Raw genomic sequence first — 23,437 nt, 5'->3', positions numbered from 1 at the left:
AGGAAACTGCATGTCCAACGATCCCAATACTCATGAGCCACTTCGTCGTCAGCATTCGCTGAACCGGAAGTTCAACCTTGCCCAGACGGGAATCGTCACTGCAGTGGTGTCGGTTTTCACCCTTGCGATCATCGTCTTCAACGTGGCCGGAATACAAGAGCAGCTGGAAAAACGGTTTGCCGAACTTTCCAGCCTTGCCCGCAGCAGCCTTGCCACGGCCGTGTGGCAGCTGGACAAGCCATCGGTAGCCGACTTCGTGGATGCAATATTCCAGGACACCAACATCGTTTTCGTGCAGGTGGTCACGGACAACGACACCATGCTCATGCGCACCCGGGGGGATTACGACACCCCCTCCATCGACTTCTTCCGCAACAATCCGGAATTCAAAACGCTCACCGTTGAAATTCGCAAATTCGGGGAATGGATAGGCACATTCAACATGGCCATCAGCCTCAAGGCCATGCGCAAACAAATGATGGTCAGCGTCGGCATATATCTCAGCCTGGCACTTGCGCTTGTTCTGGGCATCAGTCTCACCACCATGGTTTTTACCCGGCGCTACATCTTCACCCCGCTGCGCAACCTGCAGGAATCCGCCACGGCCATTGCCGACGGCGACATGGAAGTTCCCATCAACACGGAATCACGGGATGAAATAGGCAGCCTTGCCCGGGCGTTTCACAACATGCGGACCTCGTTGCGACAGTTGGTGCAGGATCTCCGAACGGCAAACCGCAAACTCGAAAACTACAGCACCACGCTGGAAAATCGGGTTCAGGAGCGCACCGAGGAGCTGGATGCAAAGAATCGGTCCCTGAACCAGGCCCTGCAGGAGGCCAGTGAGGCCAAGCATCAGGCTGACGTGGCCAACAAGGCCAAAAGCAACTTTCTGGCCAGCATGAGTCACGAAATCCGAACCCCCATGAACGCCATCATGGGCATGGCAGAGGTTCTCTGGGAAACAGACCTGGACGACGACCAGCGCAAATATGTCCAGGTTTCCCGCTCGGCCGGGGAAAATCTTCTGGAACTGATCAACGACATCCTTGATCTTTCGAAAATCGAAGCCGGACACATGGAACTGGAAAGCTCGGACTTCGACATCCGTGAACTCCTGGAGCGGACCTGCGCGGTTATTGCACCCAAGGCCGAAAGCAAAGGCCTCAAATTCACCCGTTCCGTGGAACCCGCAGTGCCCGGCATGCTGCGCGGCGATGCCCTGCGCATTCGTCAGGTGATTACCAACCTGCTCGGCAATGCCGTCAAATTCACCAAAAACGGAAGTGTGCGCATCTCCCTGGATCTCGCCGACACCCAGCCGGATCAGGGCATTGAACTGGTAGCCGCCGTCACGGACACCGGCATCGGCATCGCCCCCAAGCACCTCGCACACATTTTCGACTCCTTTACCCAGGCGGACGGATCAACAACCCGGGAATTCGGAGGCACGGGGCTGGGCCTGGCCATCTGCCGCCAACTCACAGGGATGATGGGCGGCCGGATATGGGTGGAGAGCCGCCTCGGCCATGGCAGCACGTTTTACGCAACATTCGTGTTGCAACGTGCCCGGGCCAGCGCGTCCCTGCACGAGGAACCTTCCCGCACCGCAAATTCGGGCAGATCGGACACCATGCAGATTCTGCTGGTGGAGGATTCCCAATACAACGCCTTTGTCATCGAGACATTCCTCCGGGACGAAAATTGTGAGGTGACCTTGGCGACCAACGGCCAGGAAGGGGTGGAACGATTTCGGGAAAAGCACTTCGACGTGGTTCTCATGGACATGCAGATGCCCGTCATGGACGGCTACCGGGCCATGCGCATCATCCGCGACCATGAACGCGACCATGACATGAAGCGCACCCCCATCATCGCGCTCACGGCCCATGCACTGAGCGGCGATGCGCAAAAATGCATTGATGCAGGGGCGGACTCTCATCTGCCCAAACCCGTCAAACAGGATGACCTCTTCAAGATCATCCACGCCACTCAGGACACCGCACCCGGAACCCGTGCCAATTACCGAGTGGAGCCGGAACTCAGGGAAATGGCCTTGTCCTTTCTCGAGAACTGCGACCGCCAGGTGTCAGAAATGGCCACGGCGCTGACAGGCAACGATTTCGAAACCGTGGCTTTCGCGGCCCACAAACTTGCCGGTGAGGGCTCCTCCTTTGGATTCGACCCCATCAGCCGCCTTGGAGCGGACCTGAACCGAGCCGCCACCCGCAAAGACAGCAAGCAGACCGTGGAGCTTCTTGAAGAACTGGATCAGTTTCTCAAAAACGTGCATCTCGACGAATAAAAACGTGGTGCCTTGCCTTTGATCAGTAATGAGGAGTATATTCCTGCCGTAAAAAACCGAAACAGGGAGCCCACCATGCAAAAGGCACATCTCTACTGGTCACACGGAATGGACGCCGCCCCCTGGGGAGCCAAAAGCAAGGCAATGGCCGCAGCCGCACAGGAGGCCGGACTCACCCTGGATGCCTTGGACTACAGGGACACAACAGATCCGGACGAACGGACCGCCCGGCTTGTGAAACACATCGGCCAAAAGCAATCTCCGGTCATACTCGCCGGTTCAAGCATGGGCGGATACGTAAGTGCGGCAGCGGCCGGTGAAATCCGGGTAGCGGGCCTGTTCCTCATCGCCCCGGCCCTGTACCTGCCGGGCTACGAAAAACACATGTTCTTCAACCTTCCCGAACAAATCGAAATCGTTCACGGGTGGAATGACGACGTCGTTCCCGTGGACAATTCCGTTCGCTTTGCGAAACTGCACAAGGCCACGTTGCACATATTGCCCGCAGACCACCGCATGACCGGAATGGCCGGGCAGGTGGCCTCGCTTTTCACTCAATTCCTGCAAGGAATCCTCGCCTGAAACGTCCCCGGCCCGCCGCTGGCGGGCCGGGGCTTTTCTGCAACCGTTAGAACGATTATTTTCTTTTTATTCGCAACCAACGCGTTTCCATGGCATTTCAAGCCATTGCACGACCTGCGGCGGCGGCAATGGGCAAATACGTCCTTTTTTTCTCCAGATTGAGTTGACGCAAAACGAAAATTTCCTCTATTGTTGGTATAAGTCTCAACATCTCAACCGTGGAGGATGAACCAATGTTCGAAAAGAGCCTCACAAAAAAGATGCAGGACATCGTGCTTGAAGGAAAGATTCCGGCAAAAACCGTGTGCACACGGATCAAGAAGCCCTATTCCACGCTTCTCCGAGAACTCAATCCATTCGACACGCATGCCAAACTCGGCGCGGAAACCATGTTTGAAATTGTCAAGGTGACCCGCAACGTGGCTGTTCTCGAATTCATGGCCGAAGAGTTGGGATACACCCTGCAGCCGCGCACGCCCCGCCCCGTGCGTCAGGCACCCCGCGCCCCCCAGAGAATGGAGGCCGGGCTCTGAAACCTGCACGACCGTAAAGGCCGAACGATATCCCGGGTATGCTTTGACTTTTCCCGGGGTTTCGTTTTTATTGGGCCTTTGCATCGATTTCAATGAACCTCAGGAGGAAGGGCTATGTCCCAGAATAAATTCGAACAGGCGCTGGCAGTGGGCCGTCCGCCGAACGTGGTCAAGAACTTTCCCAATTCCAACGCCCTGCTCGTCAGCGGCAAGGTCGTGGACCGGGCCTGTCTCGCCAAGGGCAAATGCATGAGCATTGCCGCCAACGGCCGCAACATTTTCGTGATCGAGGGCACCCTCAGGGCTGCACAAAAAGCCAACGCCGCGGTAATCATCGAAATCGCGCGCAGCGAATCCACCTACTGCCCCACCACCATGTGGAACATCGCCCGCAGGGTGGACTACCTCTGCAACAAGCTGGGCATCACCGTCCCCGTGGCCATCCACGCGGACCACTATTTCATCAAGAAGTGGGAAGACGTTGCCGAGGCAAAGGAAGAAATTCCCTCCGTGTTCGACACAGGCATCACCTCCATCGCCATCGATGCTTCGCACATGCCCGACGACGACAACCTGCTGGCCAACCTCGAATTGGCTCCGGTCATTCCGTCTTGGGCCGGCTACGAAACGGAAATTGGTGAAATCAAAGGCAAATTCGGCCTTTCCACCCCGGTGGAAGCCAAATTTTTGATTCAGGGCCTCAACGCCTTTGGCCACTGCCCGGACTGGATCGCCCTGAACAACGGCACCACCCACGGCATTGAAGCCTCGGGCGAGGGCATTCAGGTGGGGCTGACCGCAGAAATCCACGACGCGCTCAAGGCCTATGGCACCTCCGGCGCCCAGCACGGCACATCGGGCAACGATTCCACCCGCCTGAAGGAAATCGCCGCGCAGACCCACACGACCAAGGCCAACGTGGCCACGGCCCTGCAGATGATCAGTTGGGGCGTCAAGGTCAACGACTTCGGCAACGCCATCATGACCGAGGACGGACGCTTCGACAAAGTGGAAGGAAAGGGTCTTTCCGAGGAGCTGTGGGCCGAAATGACCGGCTGGGCCGACGAGCAGGGCATCACCGGCGGCAACTACAAGAAGCTCAACCTGCCCTTTGAACGCCGCTGGCAGGGCCAGTCCGCCCCCGTACGCGAACGCATGGTTCAGGCCGTGGAGGCATTCGTCTACGACCTGCTGGTCAACGTGTTCAATGCCAAGGACACGGCCGACATCGCCTACGACCTGATTATCGAGGCCGGTTCTCACGACCTCGGTCCCAAGGCCGAACGGATCGAAGAGCCTTCCGAATGGACCGAAGAAAAAATCCGCGCCCGGGCCAAGGCCATGGACACGGACAAGGGCCCCGAAGGCGACTGGGACGACTAGTCGTCCGACAGCACAGGATATTCAGGCTGCCCACGACTCGTTGTGGGCGGCCTTTTTTCGTTCCGGCGCAGGTCGTCCTTCTGGCAGCCGGGCAACTTTCCTTATATTTTCGGTTAAGGTTTTGCAAAAGAACGTATCCGAGGGTAATACGTGTATATGGTGAAGCTCAACAGCCGAAGCCGAAAGCAGAAACAATCCGTGGAGGATCAATGAAACCCCTGAAACTCATATTCGCACTCACCTTGCTGCTGGGCATGGCCGCAGCCGCCCATGCCGATACCACCAAGTCCATGACGGTAACCATCTACAACAACAACCGCGCACTCATCAACGAAGTGCGCTCCATGACCCTGCCCCAGGGCAAGAGCCGCGTGGAATTCCTCGGCGTTCCCCAGACCGTGGAACCCCAAACCCTGCGCGTCCAGTCGCTCTCCGCTCCGACCAAGCTTTCGGTGCTGGACATGAACTACGAATACGACCTGGTCAACACCAAGAATCTTTTGGACCACTACATCGGCAAGGAAATCAACATCATACTGCCCGACCCGGCAGATGCCAACGAACGCATCCTGCGCACGGGCACACTGCTGGCCAACAACGACAAACCCATCTTCCGCATTGGCAACGAAATCTACGTGGGACCATACAGCTCCATACAGCTTCCTACCATGCCCGAAGGACTGCGCGCCAAACCCGCCCTTGTCTGGCTGGTGCAGAACAAAGGCCCGGCCAAGCACGAAGTGGAGGTTTCCTACCTTGCCCGTGCGCTGGGATGGAACGCCGACTACGTGCTCAAGGTGGACCGCAAGAACAAGAAAGCCGGGCTTTCGGGCTGGGTAACCCTGACCAACAAATCGGGAATGCCCTTCAAGAACGCCAGCCTGAAGCTCGTGGCCGGAGACGTTCATGAGGCCAGACCCGAACCCGTATTCAAGGGACGCACCCTGGCCATGGAAAGTGCAGCCGCACCGAACATGAAAGAGGAATCCTTTTTCGAATACCACCTCTATTCCCTGCCGCGCCCGGTGGACATCGCCAACAACCAGACCAAGCAGGTCAGCCTGTTGCAAGCTCCGTCCATCAAGGTAAGCAAGGAACTGCTCTGCGAATACAACGCGTTCGGCGCAGTACCCAAGCCGGTCAAACCCGGGGTGAACGTTTTTCTGAAATTCAGGAACGAAACGTCCTCGGGTCTGGGAATCCCCCTGCCCAAAGGCATTGTACGCGCCTATCAGGAAAGCAGTGACGGCAGCGTGCTGCTCATTGGGGAAGACCGCATGGACCACACGCCCAAGGGCGAGGAAGTACGCTTGGCCATGGGCAAATCCTTTGACGTCACCATTGAGCGCAAGCAGCTCTTTTTCCAGAAAACAAGCAAGAACACGTATCGGCTCAGCTGGCAGATCCGCGTGCGCAACAGTTCGGACGACCCGCGCACCGTGCTTTTGCACGACTTCCTGCCCGGCAAGTGGAAGCTGCTGAAATTCAACCACCAATTCACCCCCCTGCACGGAGCGGGCGTGGAATTCAAGGTGGACGCGGCCCCGGGCAAAGACGTGATCATCACTTACGAGGCCACCATCTCCAACTCCTAGCTACAGTGCCGGGACGCGGAAAGTACTGCGTCCCGGCTTCACCCAAGGAGGAGCCATGCCGGCACCGGACATAGAACTCACCAAACTGGTAACGCTCAAGGACTTCTATACCCTGATGCAGGCGACCAGGGACGTTCGTTTTGCGGCCGTGCAGTGCATATTCGAAGGTCGAGCGGTGCCGGAGGACGTGGCCGCGTCGCTCACCAACGCCCTCAACTCGCTCGAGGCGGTGCCGGAACAGGACGGCAAACGCATTCTCTCGCTGGACGGACAACGCACCATTTCGCTGGACATGGACTACGAGATCAACGAAACCCGCAAGGACATCCATTACCTCGAACTGGGCGAAAATTCGTTCCTGCGCATGCTGGATACCATGCACGAAAACTTCGACGCGCACGTTGCCGAGGGGCGCAAATGCATCGGTTCGCGGCACGTCAACTGCTTCATCACGGACCGCGACGGCACGGTCAACAATTACTGCGGCCGTTACCGGTCATCGGTACAGTCCATCTACAACGCGGTCATGCTGACCCGTTTCGCCAAAACCAAGACCGACAACGCCGTGATCCTGACCTCGGCACCGCTGGCAGATATCGGGCTGGTGGACATCAGCGTGGCACCGGAGCGGGTCATGTATTATGCCGGGTCCAAGGGACGAGAATGCCTTGACCTGGAAGGCCGGGTCCGCACCTACCCCATCGAGGCGGAAAAGCAGGAGTTGCTGGAGAGGCTGAACACAAGGCTTGCCGCATTACTGGCCGAACCCGAATATGAAAAATTTTCGCTCATCGGTTCCGGCCTGCAATTCAAGTTCGGCCAGACCACGGTTGCCCGCCAGGATATAAGCACATCCGTCCCCCCGGAGGAATCAAAGGCTTTTCTGGCCACACTGGCAAACCTGGTGGAAGAACTGGATCCCGCACATGAGCATCTGCGCATCGAGGACACGGGACTTGACGTGGAGATCATCCTGACCATCGACACGGGCGAATCCGGAACCAAGGATTTCGACAAGGGCGACGGTGTCAATTTCCTGAATACCGAATTCGAATTCGAAATGTTCCACGGACCCAACCTGATCTGCGGCGACACGGGCAGCGACGTGCCCATGCTGGAGGCAGCCATGGCCATGAACAAAGACACGCTGGCCGCATTCGTGACCCGCAACGACGATCTGGCCCGCCGGGTGCGGGGCATCTGCCCGAACGCGCTCATCATCCCGGAGCCGGACATGCTTGTGACCATTCTCGGCACCCTGCCCTAAAAACGGGGTGCACGGAAAACCAACCACTGCGAGGAGATCATGGAACTCAAAGGCGTTGTTTTCGATCTGGACGGAGTTATCACGCGAACCGCCAGGGTGCACTCCCTCTCGTGGGAAAAAGCATTCAACCAACTGCTCAAGCACGTTGCCGAGCGTGACAACTCGCGCTTCGAACCGTTCGACCGCATCCATGACTACCAGAACTACGTAGACGGCAAACCCCGTTTCGAAGGCGTGCTGAGCTTTCTGAAAGCACGCAATATCCAGTTGCCGCCCGGTACGCCGGACGACGAACCCGGACTGGAAACCATCTGCGCGGTGGGTAATCTCAAAAACGAACTTTTTCAGGACATCCTGCGCCGCGAAGGTCCGGAAGTTTTCCAAAGCTCGGTGGAACTCATCGAGGACCTCAAGAAAAACGGCATCCACGTGGGCGTGGCCACATCCAGCCGCAACTGCCAACTGGTACTCCGGCTGGCCGGCATGGAAGATGTGTTCGAAGTACAGGTGGACGGCGTGGTTTCCGCGGAACTCGGACTCAAGGGCAAGCCCGATCCGGACATCTTCGTGACCGCGGCAACGGAAATGGGCCTGACCCCCGGCCAATGCGTGGTGGTGGAAGACGCCATCGCCGGCGTGCAGGCGGGCAACGCAGGCAACTTCGGCATGACCCTGGGCGTGGCCCGCAATGTCGGCGGAGAACTGCTCAAACGGTTCGGCGCGGACATGGTGGTTTCGGACCTTTCCGAAATCACGGTGGAAGACATGCGCGAATGGTTCGAAACCGGTATGGCCACGGACGCATGGCACCTGACCTACAACGGATTCGATCCGGGCGACGAAAAGCTGCGCGAAACCCTGACCACCGTAGGCAACGGCTACCTCGGCACACGCGGTGCCTACGAATGCGAATGCTCGTCCTTCTATTTCTATCCGGGCACCTACATTGCCGGCATCTTCAACAAGGTGCCCAGCAAGGTGCAGGGCAAGGAAATCTTCAACAACGACTTCGTGAACTGCCCCAACTGGCTTCCCGTATCCTTCAGGGTGGGCAACGGCCAATTCATGAGCCCGCTGTCCATGGAAATCCTGAGCTATTGCCACCGGCTGGACATGCGCAACGGCGTCATGGAACGGCACATGGTGGTCAAGGACAACGTGGGACGACTGACACGCGTTTCCAGCAAACGGCTGGCCAGCATGGCCGATCCGCACCTCTGCGCGCTCAAATTCGACCTCACGCCGCTGAACTACTCCGAAAAAATAACCATCCGTTCGGCAATAGACGGCAACGTAACCAACGGCGGCGTGGCCCGCTACAGCAAGCTGACCTGCAAGCACCTTTCGCGGGTATCCGGCGGCAAACTGGGCAACGGCGTGTACCTGCATGTGGAAACCAGCCATTCCCGCTATCAGGTGGTCATGGCCGCGCGCATGCAATTGCTGGAGGACAACAAACCTCTGGACGTCAAGAAACGAACATTCCAGGAGAAATCGAAGGTGGTGGAGGAAGTGTGCTTCCGGGCCACGGAAAACGCCAATTACTCGCTGGAAAAATTCGTGAACGTACGCACCAGCCTCGACCACGACGCCACCGAAGACCTTCATGACCAGGCCATGGAAGCGTTAAACGAGGTCAAAACCTTCCAGGGAGTGCTCGGCCCACACACCCGGATCTGGAAATCCCTGTGGGACAAGACGGATATCCGGATTTCCGGTGATCGTTTCGTACAACGCGTGCTCCGGCTGCACACCTACCATCTGCTGGTAACGGCCAGCCCGCACAACGTGGACATCGACGCAGGCATGCCCGCTCGCGGCCTGAGCGGCGAGGCATACCGCGGGCACATCTTCTGGGATGAAGTCTATATACAACCCTTCTTCGACATCCATTTCCCGGACATTTCCAAGGCCCTGCTCCTGTATCGCTACAACAGGCTGGACGCGGCCCGATCCTATGCGCGGGAAAACGGCTACATGGGCGCCATGTTCCCGTGGCAGACAGCGGACGACGGTTCCGAGGAAACCCAGGAAATCCATTACAACCCGGAATCAAAGAAATGGGACCCGGATCTCTCCCGCAGGCAGCGCCACGTTTCCATCGCCGTGTTTGTCAACGCATGGCGCTATGTAAACATGACCGGAGACAGCACGTTCCTCAAAGATTACGGCGCGGAACTCATGCTCGATATCGCACGATTCTGGGGTGACATCGCTGAATTCGACGAAGAGAGCGGCAAGTACCACATTGCCGGAGTCATGGGGCCGGACGAATTCCATGAGAAACTGCCCGGCTCGGACGAGCCCGGCATCACAGACAATGCCTACACCAACATCATGGTGGTCTGGCTGCTGGAAAAATCATTGGAAATGATCAAGGAGCTGCCGGCCAAGGCTCTGGCCGGAGTGCGCAACCGCATCGGCCTGACCGATTCGGAAATCGAAAAATGGCAGGACATGATCACCAAGCTCAACGTGATCATGACCGACGACGGCATCATCAGCCAGTTCGACGGGTACATGGATCTCAAGGAACTGGACTGGGACAGCTACCGCAAACGGTTCTATTCCATCCATCGCATGGACCGCATCCTCAAGGCGGAAGGCGACTCGCCGGACAACTACAAGGTCGCCAAACAGGCCGACGTGCTCATGACCTGGTACATACTGGAACCGGACGAAGTGGCGCGTATACTGCGCCAGCTTGGACACACGGTGGACGACCCCGTGGACCTGCTGCGCCGCAACTACGATTTCTACGAACAGCGAACCAGCCACGGCTCCACCCTTTCCAAGGTGGTTCATTCCGTGGTGGCCGGATACATATACCCCAGCCATGTGGCCTGGGACTGGTTCATGGAAGCCATGCGTTCGGACATTTTCGACACGCAGGGCGGCACCACCATCGAGGGCATCCACACCGGCGTCATGGCCGGAACATTGGAAGTGATCAAGCAGGACTTTACCGGGCTGGACCTTTCCGGAAACCACGTGTCCATCCATCCGGACCTGCCGCCGCATTGGGGCAACGTGGTGTTCCGGTTCTGCCACCGCAAGATATGGTACGAAGTGAGTATCGACCAGCACAGCCTGTGCATCACGGCCAAGGGCCGGGGCGACCAGGAAATAACCGTGCTGATCGACAGGGAAAAACACACGCTGAAATCAGGCATACAGATCGAAGTGCCTCGCAACGGCGATGCATGAAAAACGGCGGGCAATGATTGCCCGCCGTTTTTCATTACTACTGATAATCTCCCACCAGCACGAACGCCCCCCAGTAGCCGGGATGCGCATATTGGCGAAACACGTGCAGCATGGCCCGTTGCAGGCTTTCGGCCTTGTTGCGATTCGGATATTCCCGATAAAACTGCTTCATGAGAATGGCGGTGCTCACATCGCTGACCCGCCACAGGCTGGAGGCCAGGGCATGGGTGCCCGCGTACAGAAACGAGCGGTTCATGCCCACCACGTCGTCGCCGGCACCAACCTTGCCCAAACCGGTCTGACAGGCAGAAAGAACCACCAGATCGGCGTTGATGTCCAGTTCGAACACTTCATCCGCAGAAAGTTGGCCGTTGTCCTGTTCGCTGTCCGGGGCAAGCCGTATGGCCGAAAACAACGGATTGGCGGCATCGAACTCCCCGTGGGTCGCCAAATGGATGATGCCGTATCTGCCCAAGTCCCGCACCACCCGTTTTCTGGTGGCCTCGCTCCCGCTGAGCAGAGTCATGCCCGGATGGTTCCAGGCAATGGCCCGGACCTCATGCCCGGCAAACGGCAACGCCAGCGACGGATCGCCAAAGTCTGGATTGCCCACGGCCAGCACCCGATCCGCAACGGAATTGTCGCGCCGTGCAAACGTGTAGCGCATGACGCTTGCGCTGGGCAGGTAAAACAGGGGCGCTCGTTCCACAAGATAGGCTTTTTCATCCCCGAGCGTGGCAAAGGAAAGATAATGCAACGGCCCATGGGGCACGATGCCCAGTGCGCGCACCCGGGTGGAGCCGTCCGGTTCCGGTTTCAGGGCTGTGTCCAACACCGGGGCGAGCAACGCATCGTACAGCCGACGGGAATGAATGGCCGCGGGTTCGAGATTCTGCAGCATGCGCCGGTACTGCAGTATATCCTCACCCAGTTCGGCCATGTTCACGGGCTTGCGCACCAGCCTGGCTTCCCGTGGTGAGACTACCCAACAGAACAACTCGTCGCGCGTGGTGTAATAGACCAGCATGGCAGTATCCGGCTCCATGGCCTGTTGCACCTGCTCCAATGTCATGGGGTGCACGCTGACCATGTCCGCCAATTCTGGATTGTCGGCCTGAACTTTCAGCAACAGGTCGGTATAGCGGTCCTGCAGTTCGCCCAGAGCACGGGAATAGACCCGCCGCTCATCGTCCGTGACCGCCTGCGTTGCCAAACGTTCCTGCTCGACAATGCGGGCCTTGAGATTCTTCAGCGCATTGTATGCGTCACTGTCCGCGCCGCCGCGCAAATTGCGGTTGCGGTTACCGAGCAGGTCGATGAGGTTGCGCGCCCGCGAACGCTCGGCAACGTAAAAGGCATCAGCTTCGCGCCCCATGTCCGCCAGTATCCTGACCAGATCACCATAGACCTCGGCCTTGCCAAGGGCAAAGCCGTCCCTGAGCCGCTCCATGCGGATTTCAGCCCGCATGTCCTCAATGACGTTCACGGCGGTTTCCAACCGCTGGCGCGCCGCTTCCCGGCCGCCCCTTTGTTCGTCCAATCGGGCTAGACCGTGCAGGGCGCGCCATTCATACTCGCGCAAACGCATGCCCCGGGAAAGGTCAAGGGCCTCGGCAAAGCATTGGCGCGCCTTTGCTGTGCCGCTTTTCGAACCGGGCCGGGCCGCATGGGCCTGCCCGAGGGCTACCAATATCTTGGCCACGTTGATGCGGTTGCCGATGGACCGGGCCATGTCCAACGATCGGACGAGCATGTCCACGGCGCGGGAGACATCGCCCATGCGCAGCAGGGTCTGGCCCATGTTGCGCAGGTCGTAGGCCTCGGCCCAGCGCGATTCGAGCGCACGGTCGGTTTCAAGCGCCTTTTCAAGCGCAGCCATGGACGCGTCAAGACGGCCCATGTCGCGCAACACGAGCCCCTTGTTGTTGAGCACGGACCCGAGAATATCCTTGCGCACCGCAAGGCCGTGGGCGCCCTGTTCCGCACGCTCCAATTCCCGCAACGCCCGTTCATGGTCACCCAGCGTCCACCAGATCATGCCGGCGGTGTTGCGGGCAATGACGCGCATGAGCGGCCAATCGTCCGTACGCGCATACTCCAGCACCCGGCGCTGCATGTCGAAGGCCTGTTGATACCGGGCGCGGTACCAGGCATTGTTGGCCTGCTCCATGAGAACGCGCATGCGCATGCGCTCGGCATCTTCCCCGTCGCCCCGCACCGAGTCCATGGCCTGTTGCAAAAGCTCATCGGCCCCGGCAAAATCACCCATGAGCCGGTCGCAGCGGCCCATGTCCAGGCGGGCCTGGGCCATACCGCCCGCATCGCCCATCAATTCATGAATCTCCAAAGCCTTGGCATAGTCCTGCTTGGCAAGGGCATACTGGCTCAGGCGCAGGTCGCGCACCCGGCCCATGTTCATGTATTGGCGCGCCAGCAGTTCATCGGCCATGAGTTCATCCGAAACCGTGGCTGCATCGGCAAAGCTGCGCAAGGCTCCCTGATAACGCACCGCGTTTTCCAGCACCGTACCCAATTCATCCATGGCCCGGACCTGTTCCGGCCCCATGTCCAGCGCTGCGAACATGCCCACGGCCCGCTCCAGCAACGGCATGGCCAATGCAAACTGCTCGGCGCGTGCATGCACCAGCCCCAGTTGCAGCACGGCGCGTGCATGCTCCGCAGAATCCGGGGCCTCCTGTTGCAGCAATTCCACCAACGCCTGTCCATGGCGCACGGCAACGGACAGTTGCCCGGCTTCATAGGCACTGGTGCGTGCAAAGGCATACAACTGCGGCAGATAGGCCGCATGCTGGCTGTCGCCGCTTTCCAGCGCTATGGTGATGCAATCCTCGAACGCGGCCAAGGCGGCTTCATACTGCCCGGCCTGATAGGCACGGGAGGCACGCCCGGCCAGCAAGCCGAACTGTTCGCGGGCCAATTCAAGGGCCTGATCGGGCGCAAGTCCCGGATGCCCCAGCAACAGTCCCGCAGTCCCTTCGCGCCCTGCGCTCCCGCGCTGTGAGGCCATGGCCTGTTGCGGCGACATGCGGGCATACCGTTGCAAAAATCCGGGCATATCCTGCCGTGCCATGAAGGTCATGGAGGGCAAACCGAACAGCGAAGCCACGCAACCGGCCTCGTATACGTCGTTCCTGCCCGACCATGCCCTGGTTCCGGCCACGGAAAGCCCTGAATCGGCGATCATGGCCAGCGACACATTGCTTGCCCTGCCTGCCAGTTGGGCCATCGGAATATCCGTTCCGCCCACATGCACCAGAACACCGGGCATGGCGCGCCTGTTCCTGCGGACCGGGACAGAACTTCCGGCATGGACCGGGTTGCCAAGAACCAACGTCTGGGCGCAGCCCGCCAACTCCTCGGTCTGTTCCACCGTGGCATTATGCCCCATGGATTCAGTTGCAAAAAACTGCGGCACAGGGTCGAGGTCGACATCAAGCGCCAAAAGCCGCCGCTTGAACGGCTTGAGCCCGTATGCGCTCCGAACGAAATGTGTGCCGCTCAGCACCAGCGTTCCATTGAAATCGGCAGGAACACGGGAAGGAAACTCCACGGCCAACATGTCTGCGGATTCCGGCAGTGTGGCCGACAGCGTTGCAGACAGGGCGTCCTGCCGCACGGAAAAAACGATCCAGCCGCCGTCCCCGGCAGGGAAAGCACGCATGAGGTTCCGGCCGGGCCCGAGATTCTCCATGACGTCGAAGGCCATGGCCGGAAGCGGTACGATGAAACCCAACACCCCGGGCGGCTGTGCAAACGGCAGGGAACCCGCAGCGCGTGCCACCGTGCGGGAATACGCGTCCACCGCGGCTTGCCGTTTTTCCAGCGTGCGGCCGGTGCCATAGGCGGCGTGTTCGTCCGCGGCACGTTCCAGGCGCACGGCCATACCCATGATGGTAAGCAACCACTCCCGCTCGTCCTCGCCGGACGCCAACCGGGCAAGGCCGGGCAAGCGTTCGCGGTCCGGTCCGAGTTCGGAAACCAGAATCTCCTGTTCCTGTTCCAACCGGGAACGCACCCTGTCCCGTTGCGATTCGGACAACGCTTCCTGTTCTGAATCAAGGCGTTGCCGCAACTCGCGGATACGCAACAACCGAGGCGCAATGCGCGCCAGCAGGTCCGCATCCCGTCCCTGCGGCAGGCTCACGCCCAGACAGGCAGTACGGTTGACCCGCTCCAGTTCGGACAATTCCTCGGCCAGATCAAATGCCTGCTCCACGTTTCCGGCATCAACCTGTTGACGCACCAAGGAAGCAAGAGCGGCGATGATCTCGCCTTGCCCCGCGTGCATGGACGGCAGGGGCAATGAACGCAATACGTCCAGAGCCTCGGGCAGCCGCCCGGACGCGGCCAGCGCACGCCATCGGAAATCGGGTAAAAACGCATCGTCACAAAGGGTGAGCACGCGCTCACGGTCCTGTTTTCCAGGCAGGCCCAGCTGGTCGCCCAGCCGCGCCCTGTTGAGCAGTGCCGCACACAGAAGCGCGCTCTGCTGCCGGGAATCGGGCGGATTTTCTTCGAAGTATTCCACGGCCCCATTGGCATGACCCATGGCCAGGGACAGCCAATATGACCGCACGGCTCCGGCCTCGCGCGCCTGCGCAAGATCGTTAAAAGCCACGGCAACGGCATTGTGAAATTCAGGCGCGATGATTCCCGGCGCAGCCATGCCGTCCGACAATCGATCCACAAGCCGCGTGACCCGGCGCACCAAAGCAACAAAACGAGTGCGCATGGAAGCCAGACGGTCCTGACCTGCCGAGGGCTCGGCATCTCGCAGGCACTGGGCCATGTTCATGACATTCAGCGCGGCGCTGGTGGCCGTGCCCATGGCAATGCCCATGTCCGCGGACTGGGCAAACCGCTCAAAAGCGGCCAGCGGGTCCTGCACGGCACGGGCCAGATGCGCGGCCCGATGCAGGGCAAGGCCGGTGCCGAATCGCTGGCCTGCCGGTGTTTTGGCCGGGACCACGGTTTCAGGCAACTGCGCCTCGAGCGCTCTCCGGGCCTCGGTAATGCGCCCCAATTCCGTAGCAATGCGGGTCATAAACGTCCGGGCCAGCCGGATTTCCTGTTCCGGCGAAAAGCCGTCCATGGCATGCGTGGCCGTGGTCTCGTCCAAGGCAATGCGCAGGTTCACGGAGATCAGCGCCCCACCATTGTCGTGCGCAGTGCCCCGTTCCGGGACCCCGTGTTCCTTGACCAAAGCCACGACCCTGCCGAATTCGTTATGCGCCTGTTGCAACAGCCGTTTGCGCTCAAGGCCGTGGGCGTCCCCGGCCAGCAGCCACGCGTTATAGGCAGCAGAACGCAGATTCACGGCCAGATTGAAAGTCCGGCCCAGCGCTTCGTTACGATCAAATGCCTGCAAAAAAGCCAGCCTGGCCTCGGCATGTTGGCCGTTTTCCTGCAGGGCAAGCCCGAGCCGGTCCTGCAACTCGGCCTGCATTTCACCGTAGCGCCCGGGCGTGTCCAGAGCCTCCCGCACGGACTCGGCCATGCGCTGCATGGTCTGCGCCTCAACACTTTCCGGGGCCGCAAGCCCCCTATCCACAATTCGCCGGTTCAACCGTTGCTGATCCGCAATCAATGCGACCATGCCTGCACGATATTGCAGCCATTCCCCGGAAGGCGGCATGGGCACGGCCACCCGGCCAAGGGCAAAGGCCCGATTATTCAATTCGGCCTGCTCGCGCGCCAACACAAGGGCAACGTTGCGGGCCTGTTCGGGCGCGTCATCCCCCATGAGCGGACGCAGCACCGAGTCCAGAACATACTTGCCCAACACGCCAAAACGACGCGAAGCCAGTCGGGGGTCGGCGTGTTCGTCCACCAGTTGGATGGCGAGATTGAATGCGTCCACCGTGGCCTGCGGCTCCCCGGCCTGAAACGCCGCACGCCCAAGGCGCTGGTAAAAAACGATTTCCTGATCCGTGTTGCCGAAAGAGCGGCCGGACGCCAGCCGCCGTTGGTAGTTGCGAAAAGCCCGTTCATATTGACCCAGCAGGAAACAGGCGTTGCCCACGTTCAGGTCGAGGTCCGCGGCGTTCTGGGCATCGAGTCGGGCATCGTTGAGAAATCGGGCTGTGCGGTATTCCAGCAGGGCCTTTTCCAACCCTTCGGGGACGCCATGTACGGTTTCCAACACCTCGTGCACATAGCCCAGCGTCTGGTGATAATAGGAAACCTGTCCCTGATTACGCACAGCATGGGCAATGAGATCACGCGCCCGCTCAAGATCTGCCCTGGAATCACGGTAGGTCAGGGCCAAACCCAAGGAATACAACAGGACGTCATTCTCCGGGTCAGCTTCTAATTGATCGGAATACTTATCTATTGATTCTTCCAATATACCCATGGCCGCAGCGCACTGCACCACACCGCGATGCGCGGGCACGTTGTCCGGGGCATAACGCACCAGTTCCGCAAACACGCTGCGGGCTGCCGACACCTCGCCAAGACGCAGCAGGTGCTGTCCGGCAGCGGCCGAACGCTGCAGATAGGCGGCCCGCGCCAGCCGATAGATGCGATCTTCGGCAGGCCGTTCGGCCATTTCCGTTTCATAAAGATCCAGCGCGCGCTGAAACCGTTCCTGATCATACAGGATTTCCGCGAGCGCCATGCGCGCGGCCACAACAGGCGCGCCGGTATCCGAAAATTTTGCGAGGGTCGTGGAGTAGGCGTTGGCCGCCTGTTGATCTTCGCCTGCGCGGTGGTACTCGTCACCCATGCGGTTCCACGCCAGAGCCGCCAGCACGGGCAACCCTGCTTCATTGCCCGAAGCCACGGAAAGTAACGCGCCCATGCGCTGATCCAGCGAATCCATGCCCGCCACGGCGCGGTCCAGCAGGCGCATGGCAGCGGCCTGTGTCCATTGCTCCTGACCGGGATACTCCCGCACAACGCGCTCATACAACGGCACCACCGACCGCCCCGCACCGGACCGGGCATACACGTCGCCCTTGAGCACAAGGGCCTCGGCCTGCTCCGAACGGGCACTTTTCGCATCCGCCATACGGATGGCGTCGTCCGTCAGAATCAGCGCCGCCGTGAGGTCGCGCGGCATGGTTCCAAAGGCAACATACAGGCGGACAGCCTCGATCCGAGCGCGCGCCCGAATCCGGGGATCGGCATGCCTGTCCCCGATATCGACCAGCGTCCGGGCCTGCCGAGCCAGAGATTTGGCCGAGGGACGGCTGTCCGTCCGCGACAGGGACGCACGCGCACGCATGGCCCCGGCAGCCACTTCCGCAAGCCCGGAATACAGGGAATCCGGCCCCACGCTGGCCCGCGCATAGGCCTGCTCCGCCCTGCGTGCGCCGTCCTTCATGCCTTCCAGCACGCGTCCCATGCGGTAGGCAGCCTCGGTACAGCGCGCCGCATCATTGCCGAAACGTTCCAAGACGCGGGAATAACCGAGCACGGTCAACCCGGTGTCCCGGTCCGGACTGATTGCTATATCGCGGGCCAACGCCAGCTGGGCCTCGGCCGACCCAAGCCCGGGGACAGGCCCGTCCTGCGGCAGGGTCCAGACATTGCCAACACCGTCGCTTTCGGAAAGATAGTACAGACGGCCGGCAGCGACGACGGGCTGATACGCGGCTTGCGCTCCCGAAGTCACCGGCCATGGGCCGAGCGATTTTCCAGTATCGTGTTCGCCCGCGTCAATGCGCATGATCCGGGGCGTATCCTCACCACGCGTAAAATAGACATACCTTCCGTCCGCGCTCCATCGGGGGTACAAATCCCTGTCCGGCCCGGAAGTCAATGCCGTAACCGTTCCGGTAGCACGATCCAGCACAAGAATATCCCCGGCCGGGTCATGCGTGCGCGCAACAAAGGCAATGCGGGTTCCGTCCGGGGAAATCGCAGGAAACGCTCCATCCGAATCAACGTTCAGGGAACGGCTGTGTCCGAAATCAATATCCAGCGCTGTCAGTTCAGGCAGACGTTTGCCCGGGACCGTGCGATGGTAGTAGATGGTCTTGCCGTCCGGGGAAAAACACGGTCCGCCGTCTGCCGTGTCCCGGCCCGTGAGCCTGCGTGACTGCATATCACCTTTCAAATCAAGCACATAAATATCGCCCTTGGCGTCATGCAGGGTACCCACAAAGGCAACGAACCGGCCATCGCGGGAAAAACGCGGTGCATAATGGTTACCCGCGTCCGGAGTCAGCCGCCGGGGAATCATGGCCGTGGCCGGGTCTGCAGAGCGCAGCCAAAGCCCGGTGAAACCATCGCTTTCACGCGTGCAGGCCATGAGCCGTCCGTCCGGGGATACGTCCGCATACAGCACGGACCGGGCCTCGAAAGTAAACTGTTCCGGGCGATCGACGTTCAATGCACGGGGCTTCACACGGGCACCCGCGGGCAAGGCAAGGCTCACAAGCAGCAATGCTGCCAGCATGAATATTCCGGCACGCCGCATCATTGCTTCACCGTCCATCGGCCGTCCGCACCCTGTATGCGTTCACCGGACAGGGCGTTTTCCGCGTTCAGGGAGCCGAACACGGCCTGCACCCGCTCCATGTCGTCGGCATCCAGATCCGCGTTGGTCTCCACCACACGGCGCATGGTCGTCATGCGGGCATTGTTCACGGCCAGCACAACCGAATCAAATTCCTCGCGACTGTAACGGCTTACGAAGTCGGCCAGTTCGTCAGGAACATTTTCGCGCTCCATGGCAAAAGCCTGCAACAGGCCGTCATTGGCCTCGCCCACCCAGCCGAGCTGTTTGAAAGCATCCACGTCGTCGGCATGAAAGGCGATCACCTGCATGGCGTCCACGGCATCCTGCGCTCCGGCGCTCATGGTCGCGGGCGGCTGCACCTGCCCCAACGGATCAACGCCGCGCACAGAAGCCGTAAGCATGGCCTGTCGGTTCAGGGCGTTGTATGAGCCAAGCACCTGATTTTCCAGCGTGGTCCGTTCGCTGGCCACATCCACCTGCACCTTGGCCAGCGTGCATCCGCATGCGGCAACCAGCACCACGATCAAGACAATATTCTTCAGGGCGTTCATGAGCCACCTCGTTCATCCATGTTCCTGCCCGTGCGCACAAGCCGAACAGTGCCGCGGGGCGTTATTTGCAGTTCATCGGCGGTCAGCAGGTTCAGCAGCCGCACCACCGGGCCGACCACGGCCAGCCTTTGCGCCAGCATATCATGTACGGGCAGACCCGCAAGATTGAATCTCGTAAGGCGAGGCAGGTCCAGCCGGATGCCCAGCGCCACGACTTCTCCGGAAAGGGAAAGGTTGCCGTTGGCAATGCGCAGGCACACGTTGCGCGGCGTGCCCATGCGCAAAAGCCTGCGCTGGTCCACGATGGTCCGGTTGGCTTCCTGCGGGTCCAACGAGCGCAACAGCCGTTCAAGGGTGCGGGTTCCGATATGGGTCATATCCAAACGCACACGGGTATTTTCCAGCATGTATGCAGGACTTTCGGACAAGGGCACGTCCACGGCCAGCTGTCCGGAAAGCTCGGTATCCTCACCCTTGAGCCGCTCAATGTCCTGCGGCAGCAATTCGTCCGCATCCAGCCCGGTGAACGCGCAACGCACGGCTGCGGCATACCCGCCCGAGCGCTGCGATTTGACGAACACGCCGCCCTGAACCGAACCGCCCATGGTTCCGAATTGAAAAAACTCCATGGACGGAATCCCGCCGTCCTCGCTCACCTGCATTTCCACATTGTCCAAGGCGACAGGAACGGGCGGACCGGCCCAAAAAAAGCGGTCGCAGTCCAGGGTACGCATGCCCTGATTGCTGCCGCGCAGGTCGCGGTTCACGCGCCGGGCAAAAAGATCGTCGGCAATGGCCTGATGCCGCCTGCGCTCGGCAAGCACGGTTCGTGAAAGCCCCTGGGGGCCGGCATTCATCTGCTGTCCCACCGCGTCCTGCGCGTCCGCCTCGGCGATGCGGTATGTCCGGGCAAAGGAATACCCGCCATTGAGCCCATTCACGGCGGCACGGTTCCCGTATTCGGCCTGCATATCCACGGCCTTTGCCCGGCACTCCAGAGCCAGAGACCTCCCTGCCGCAAGCCGCACCGAAATCCCTGCCTGCAGTCCGCCGGCCAGGGACACACCGTCCTCTCCGGGCAACGCTCCCTGCGGTTGAGCCGACACTGTTGACGAAAAATCCAGATCGGCCCGCTGCAATACGCCGCCAAGGCCGTCAGCCACAAACGCATCCAATAATCGCCCCATATCGGGCACGCGCACGTCCGCCTGGTGCTCAAGACCCAGCAGGGTAAGGCGTGCATCATACTTCAGGCCCAATGTTCGGCAATGGCCAATATCTGCGGAAAAACGCGCATTGACAGGCAAGGCATGCTGCACCTCCACCCCCGGCAAACCACCAACATCGGATATGGCCAGCGCCCCGCGGGCAGTGACGTCGTCCCCCCGCGGGCCGACCGTGAGCAGCAGGGGCTCGGGCAGACGCAACCCGCGCAATTCAAGACCCGCCGCGCAGATGTCCAGCGATTCCATGTTCAATTCCGCTCGCAGGGAACGCACACCGGCCAGAACATGGCGCAACCTGTCCTCAAAGAGCCCTTTGCCAGCAACGGCTCGCAACCGCTTCGCATCGGGAAGGCGGCCGTCATACTCCACAGCCAGACCTCCCGGCCCGCCACGGAGCGAGCCTTCTGGCACAAGGTTGGCGGCAACAGCCAGCGCCGGATCCAGCCGAGCGCGCATTTGGCCGTGCATATCGAATTCGTTCAGCTTCAATTCATTGATGTGCGCCACCAGCGTTTCACCGCCGTTCAAACGCAACCGAAGCTCGCCATCTTCAAGGCGCCGTGATGCGAGGAAAAATGTATCAACCTCCGCATCCAGCCCCACGGATTCCAGCGGCACGGGCAACGAGGGCACGCCCACATGTCTGCACTCGCCCTGAACGGCAATGCGCACCACGCCTTTTGCCAGACCGTTGCCCGAATCCTCAACACGAACGTCCAGTCGGGGGACATCCAGGGACGAAAATGAACTGTCCTGCCCAAAGGTGACAGGACCGGCGCGAACACCGGCACGGACCTCGGCCAGCACAGGCAGATTGCCGGACAGCGCAGCGGAAAGCTCGGCCACGCTCACGATGAGATTGTGTGCCTCGAGCTCCCGTCCGGCCGCCCTGCCGCGCATGGAATCAACCTCCAGCACACCGCCCACAAGGTCGGCCCGTCCATGACCGTCCGCAAGGTGCAGGGAAAGCACGGCCATGTTTGCCCGGGCCTCGGCGCGGCCAAAATTCAAAGCTTTCAATCTTTTGGAACCATCGGAAACAAACGGAACGGCCCTGCTCATCAGGGCGTGCATATCGGCCGAAATCGGCCCGACCGACAATTCCAGCACCGGATCACCGCCATAGATGTCTCGAACCCGTCCGTTCCAATCCAGCTCCATGAGATCGGCGACTTCCAGACTCCCTTCGTCCACCTGTACCATGCCTGAACCGACATCCAGCACACCCTGCTGGGTGTTGCGCAGGTCCAGCGGTCCGATCGCCGCGGGCAGGCCGCCGCCGCTGGCACGCAGCCCCTCCAGCACGGTCATGGTCTCGAAAAGGATATCCTCGCCCTTGCCGGACAGGGAGACACTGCCGCGCAAATGCCCCGAAAGCTCCGGCAGGCGGCCGCCGATCAGGGGCGATGCGTACGGGAAAAGCACTCCAAGATCGGCCCGGGCCTCCAGCGCAAGCCCTGTTGCCACCGAACCTTTGACCGTGCAGGACAGGCCGGGCGCGGCAATATCAACATTGCATTTGACCAGAGAAGGCACCACGGTTCCGTGGGCCGTATTGACAAACGTTGCGCCCACAGCGAGGGGCACAGGCCGGTGTGTTCCGAGTTGCTCCGCGCCCATGAGCAAATCGGCGCTCAGGGCAACGGCAACAGGCCGAAATACAGGATCGGGAGCATCAATCCGCATTGTCATGTTGTGCGCTTGCCATCCGGGCCTGTGCGTGCCCGTGCGCACTCTGATATCCATGTCCTCGACCCGGATAAACCCGCGTACCGGCACGGGCAGGGAATAGCCCTGATTGAGCAGGCGCATGACCGAAGCCAGAGTGTCCGCAATGGTATGGGAGCTTTCGGACTGAGGCGGATCGGGCCGCGTCTCCTCCAATCGGGAAAAATCGACATCGGCCCGCACTCCGGCAATGCGCAAATCCACTTCGGCAATCCCTGAAAAAAGGGCAGGCCATGCCAGCCCCAGCCGCAGGGAATCCACGGCCACGGGCCCGGCCTGGAATGCATCCACATCACCGGCCTGCACGGCAATGCCTTTCACAACAAGAGGATCACCCCAGCCCCAAGAGATGGATTGCATGGAAACCGGGGCAGCGACAGCACGGCTCAAGGCAGCACAGATGCGCGCATGAAACAGGCCGGAAGAAACCATGGACGGCAATGCGGCAACCAATAATGCCATTACTACAAACAGGCCGCACAACACACCCCATAGTCCCTTGAACCGAAGAAACCCGGGCGTGCGGGAGCCAGTCTGCACGGAGTCATGTTTTGCCCTGTCTTTCGTCATAC

At 60.4% G+C, this 23,437-nt stretch carries 10 protein-coding genes; 7 read left to right on the top strand and 3 right to left on the bottom strand.

What is annotated here, in order from left to right:
* Nucleotides 1-10: 10 nt before the first annotated feature.
* The 7 genes from F8A88_RS07165 to F8A88_RS07135 all read left to right on the top strand — a co-directional run bounded on the left by F8A88_RS07165 (nt 11) and on the right by F8A88_RS07135 (nt 10,872).
* The gene (locus F8A88_RS07165; RefSeq protein ID WP_151150449.1) at nt 11-2,305 is read left to right on the top strand and encodes an ATP-binding protein; all 2,295 of its coding nucleotides are present in this window, start codon (nt 11-13) and stop codon (nt 2,303-2,305) included.
* A 75-nt stretch (nt 2,306-2,380) separates the two neighbouring features.
* Entirely contained in the window at nt 2,381-2,887 is a 507-nt protein-coding gene (locus tag F8A88_RS07160; protein ID WP_151150448.1) for a YqiA/YcfP family alpha/beta fold hydrolase, read from the top strand.
* Between the two features lie 233 nt (nt 2,888-3,120).
* Nucleotides 3,121-3,420 carry a phage regulatory CII family protein gene (locus F8A88_RS07155; RefSeq protein WP_151150447.1) on the top strand — a complete coding sequence of 100 codons (300 nt, stop codon included), beginning with the start codon at nt 3,121-3,123 and terminating at the stop codon, nt 3,418-3,420.
* Nucleotides 3,421-3,534: 114 nt separating this feature from the next.
* On the top strand, nt 3,535-4,803 hold the full coding sequence (locus F8A88_RS07150) for a class II fructose-bisphosphate aldolase (RefSeq protein WP_151150446.1): 1,269 nt from the start codon (nt 3,535-3,537) through the stop codon (nt 4,801-4,803).
* Nucleotides 4,804-5,012: 209 nt separating this feature from the next.
* On the top strand, nt 5,013-6,398 hold the full coding sequence (locus F8A88_RS07145) for a DUF4139 domain-containing protein (protein WP_161598355.1): 1,386 nt from the start codon (nt 5,013-5,015) through the stop codon (nt 6,396-6,398).
* Between the two features lie 55 nt (nt 6,399-6,453).
* Nucleotides 6,454-7,665, top strand: coding sequence for a trehalose 6-phosphate synthase (locus F8A88_RS07140; RefSeq protein WP_151150444.1), 1,212 nt, complete (start codon nt 6,454-6,456; stop codon nt 7,663-7,665).
* Nucleotides 7,666-7,704: 39 nt separating this feature from the next.
* Nucleotides 7,705-10,872 carry an HAD-IA family hydrolase gene (locus tag F8A88_RS07135; RefSeq protein WP_151150443.1) on the top strand — a complete coding sequence of 1,056 codons (3,168 nt, stop codon included), beginning with the start codon at nt 7,705-7,707 and terminating at the stop codon, nt 10,870-10,872.
* Nucleotides 10,873-10,909: 37 nt separating this feature from the next.
* On the opposite strand, the gene F8A88_RS07130 is transcribed toward F8A88_RS07135, so the two are convergent.
* Genes F8A88_RS07130 through F8A88_RS07120 form a run of 3 tightly spaced genes read right to left on the bottom strand, consistent with a single transcriptional unit; the run spans nt 10,910 to nt 23,327 of the window.
* Nucleotides 10,910-19,336, bottom strand: coding sequence for a CHAT domain-containing protein (locus F8A88_RS07130; RefSeq protein WP_151150442.1), 8,427 nt, complete (start codon nt 19,334-19,336; stop codon nt 10,910-10,912).
* A complete protein-coding gene (locus F8A88_RS07125) occupies nt 19,318-19,911 on the bottom strand; it encodes a DUF1318 domain-containing protein (protein WP_241667382.1) in 594 nt (197 codons plus the stop codon). Before F8A88_RS07125 ends, F8A88_RS07130 begins: the two co-directional genes overlap by 19 nt.
* Nucleotides 19,908-23,327: an AsmA family protein gene (locus F8A88_RS07120; RefSeq protein WP_151150441.1), complete on the bottom strand. Its 3,420-nt coding sequence runs from the start codon at nt 23,325-23,327 to the stop codon at nt 19,908-19,910. Before F8A88_RS07120 ends, F8A88_RS07125 begins: the two co-directional genes overlap by 4 nt.
* Between the last annotated feature and the right edge of the window lie 110 nt (nt 23,328-23,437).

This window comes from Pseudodesulfovibrio senegalensis, assembly GCF_008830225.1.
GTDB classification, from domain to species: Bacteria; Desulfobacterota; Desulfovibrionia; order Desulfovibrionales; family Desulfovibrionaceae; genus Pseudodesulfovibrio; species Pseudodesulfovibrio senegalensis.
This window is presented reverse-complemented; position numbering and strand designations above follow the sequence as displayed.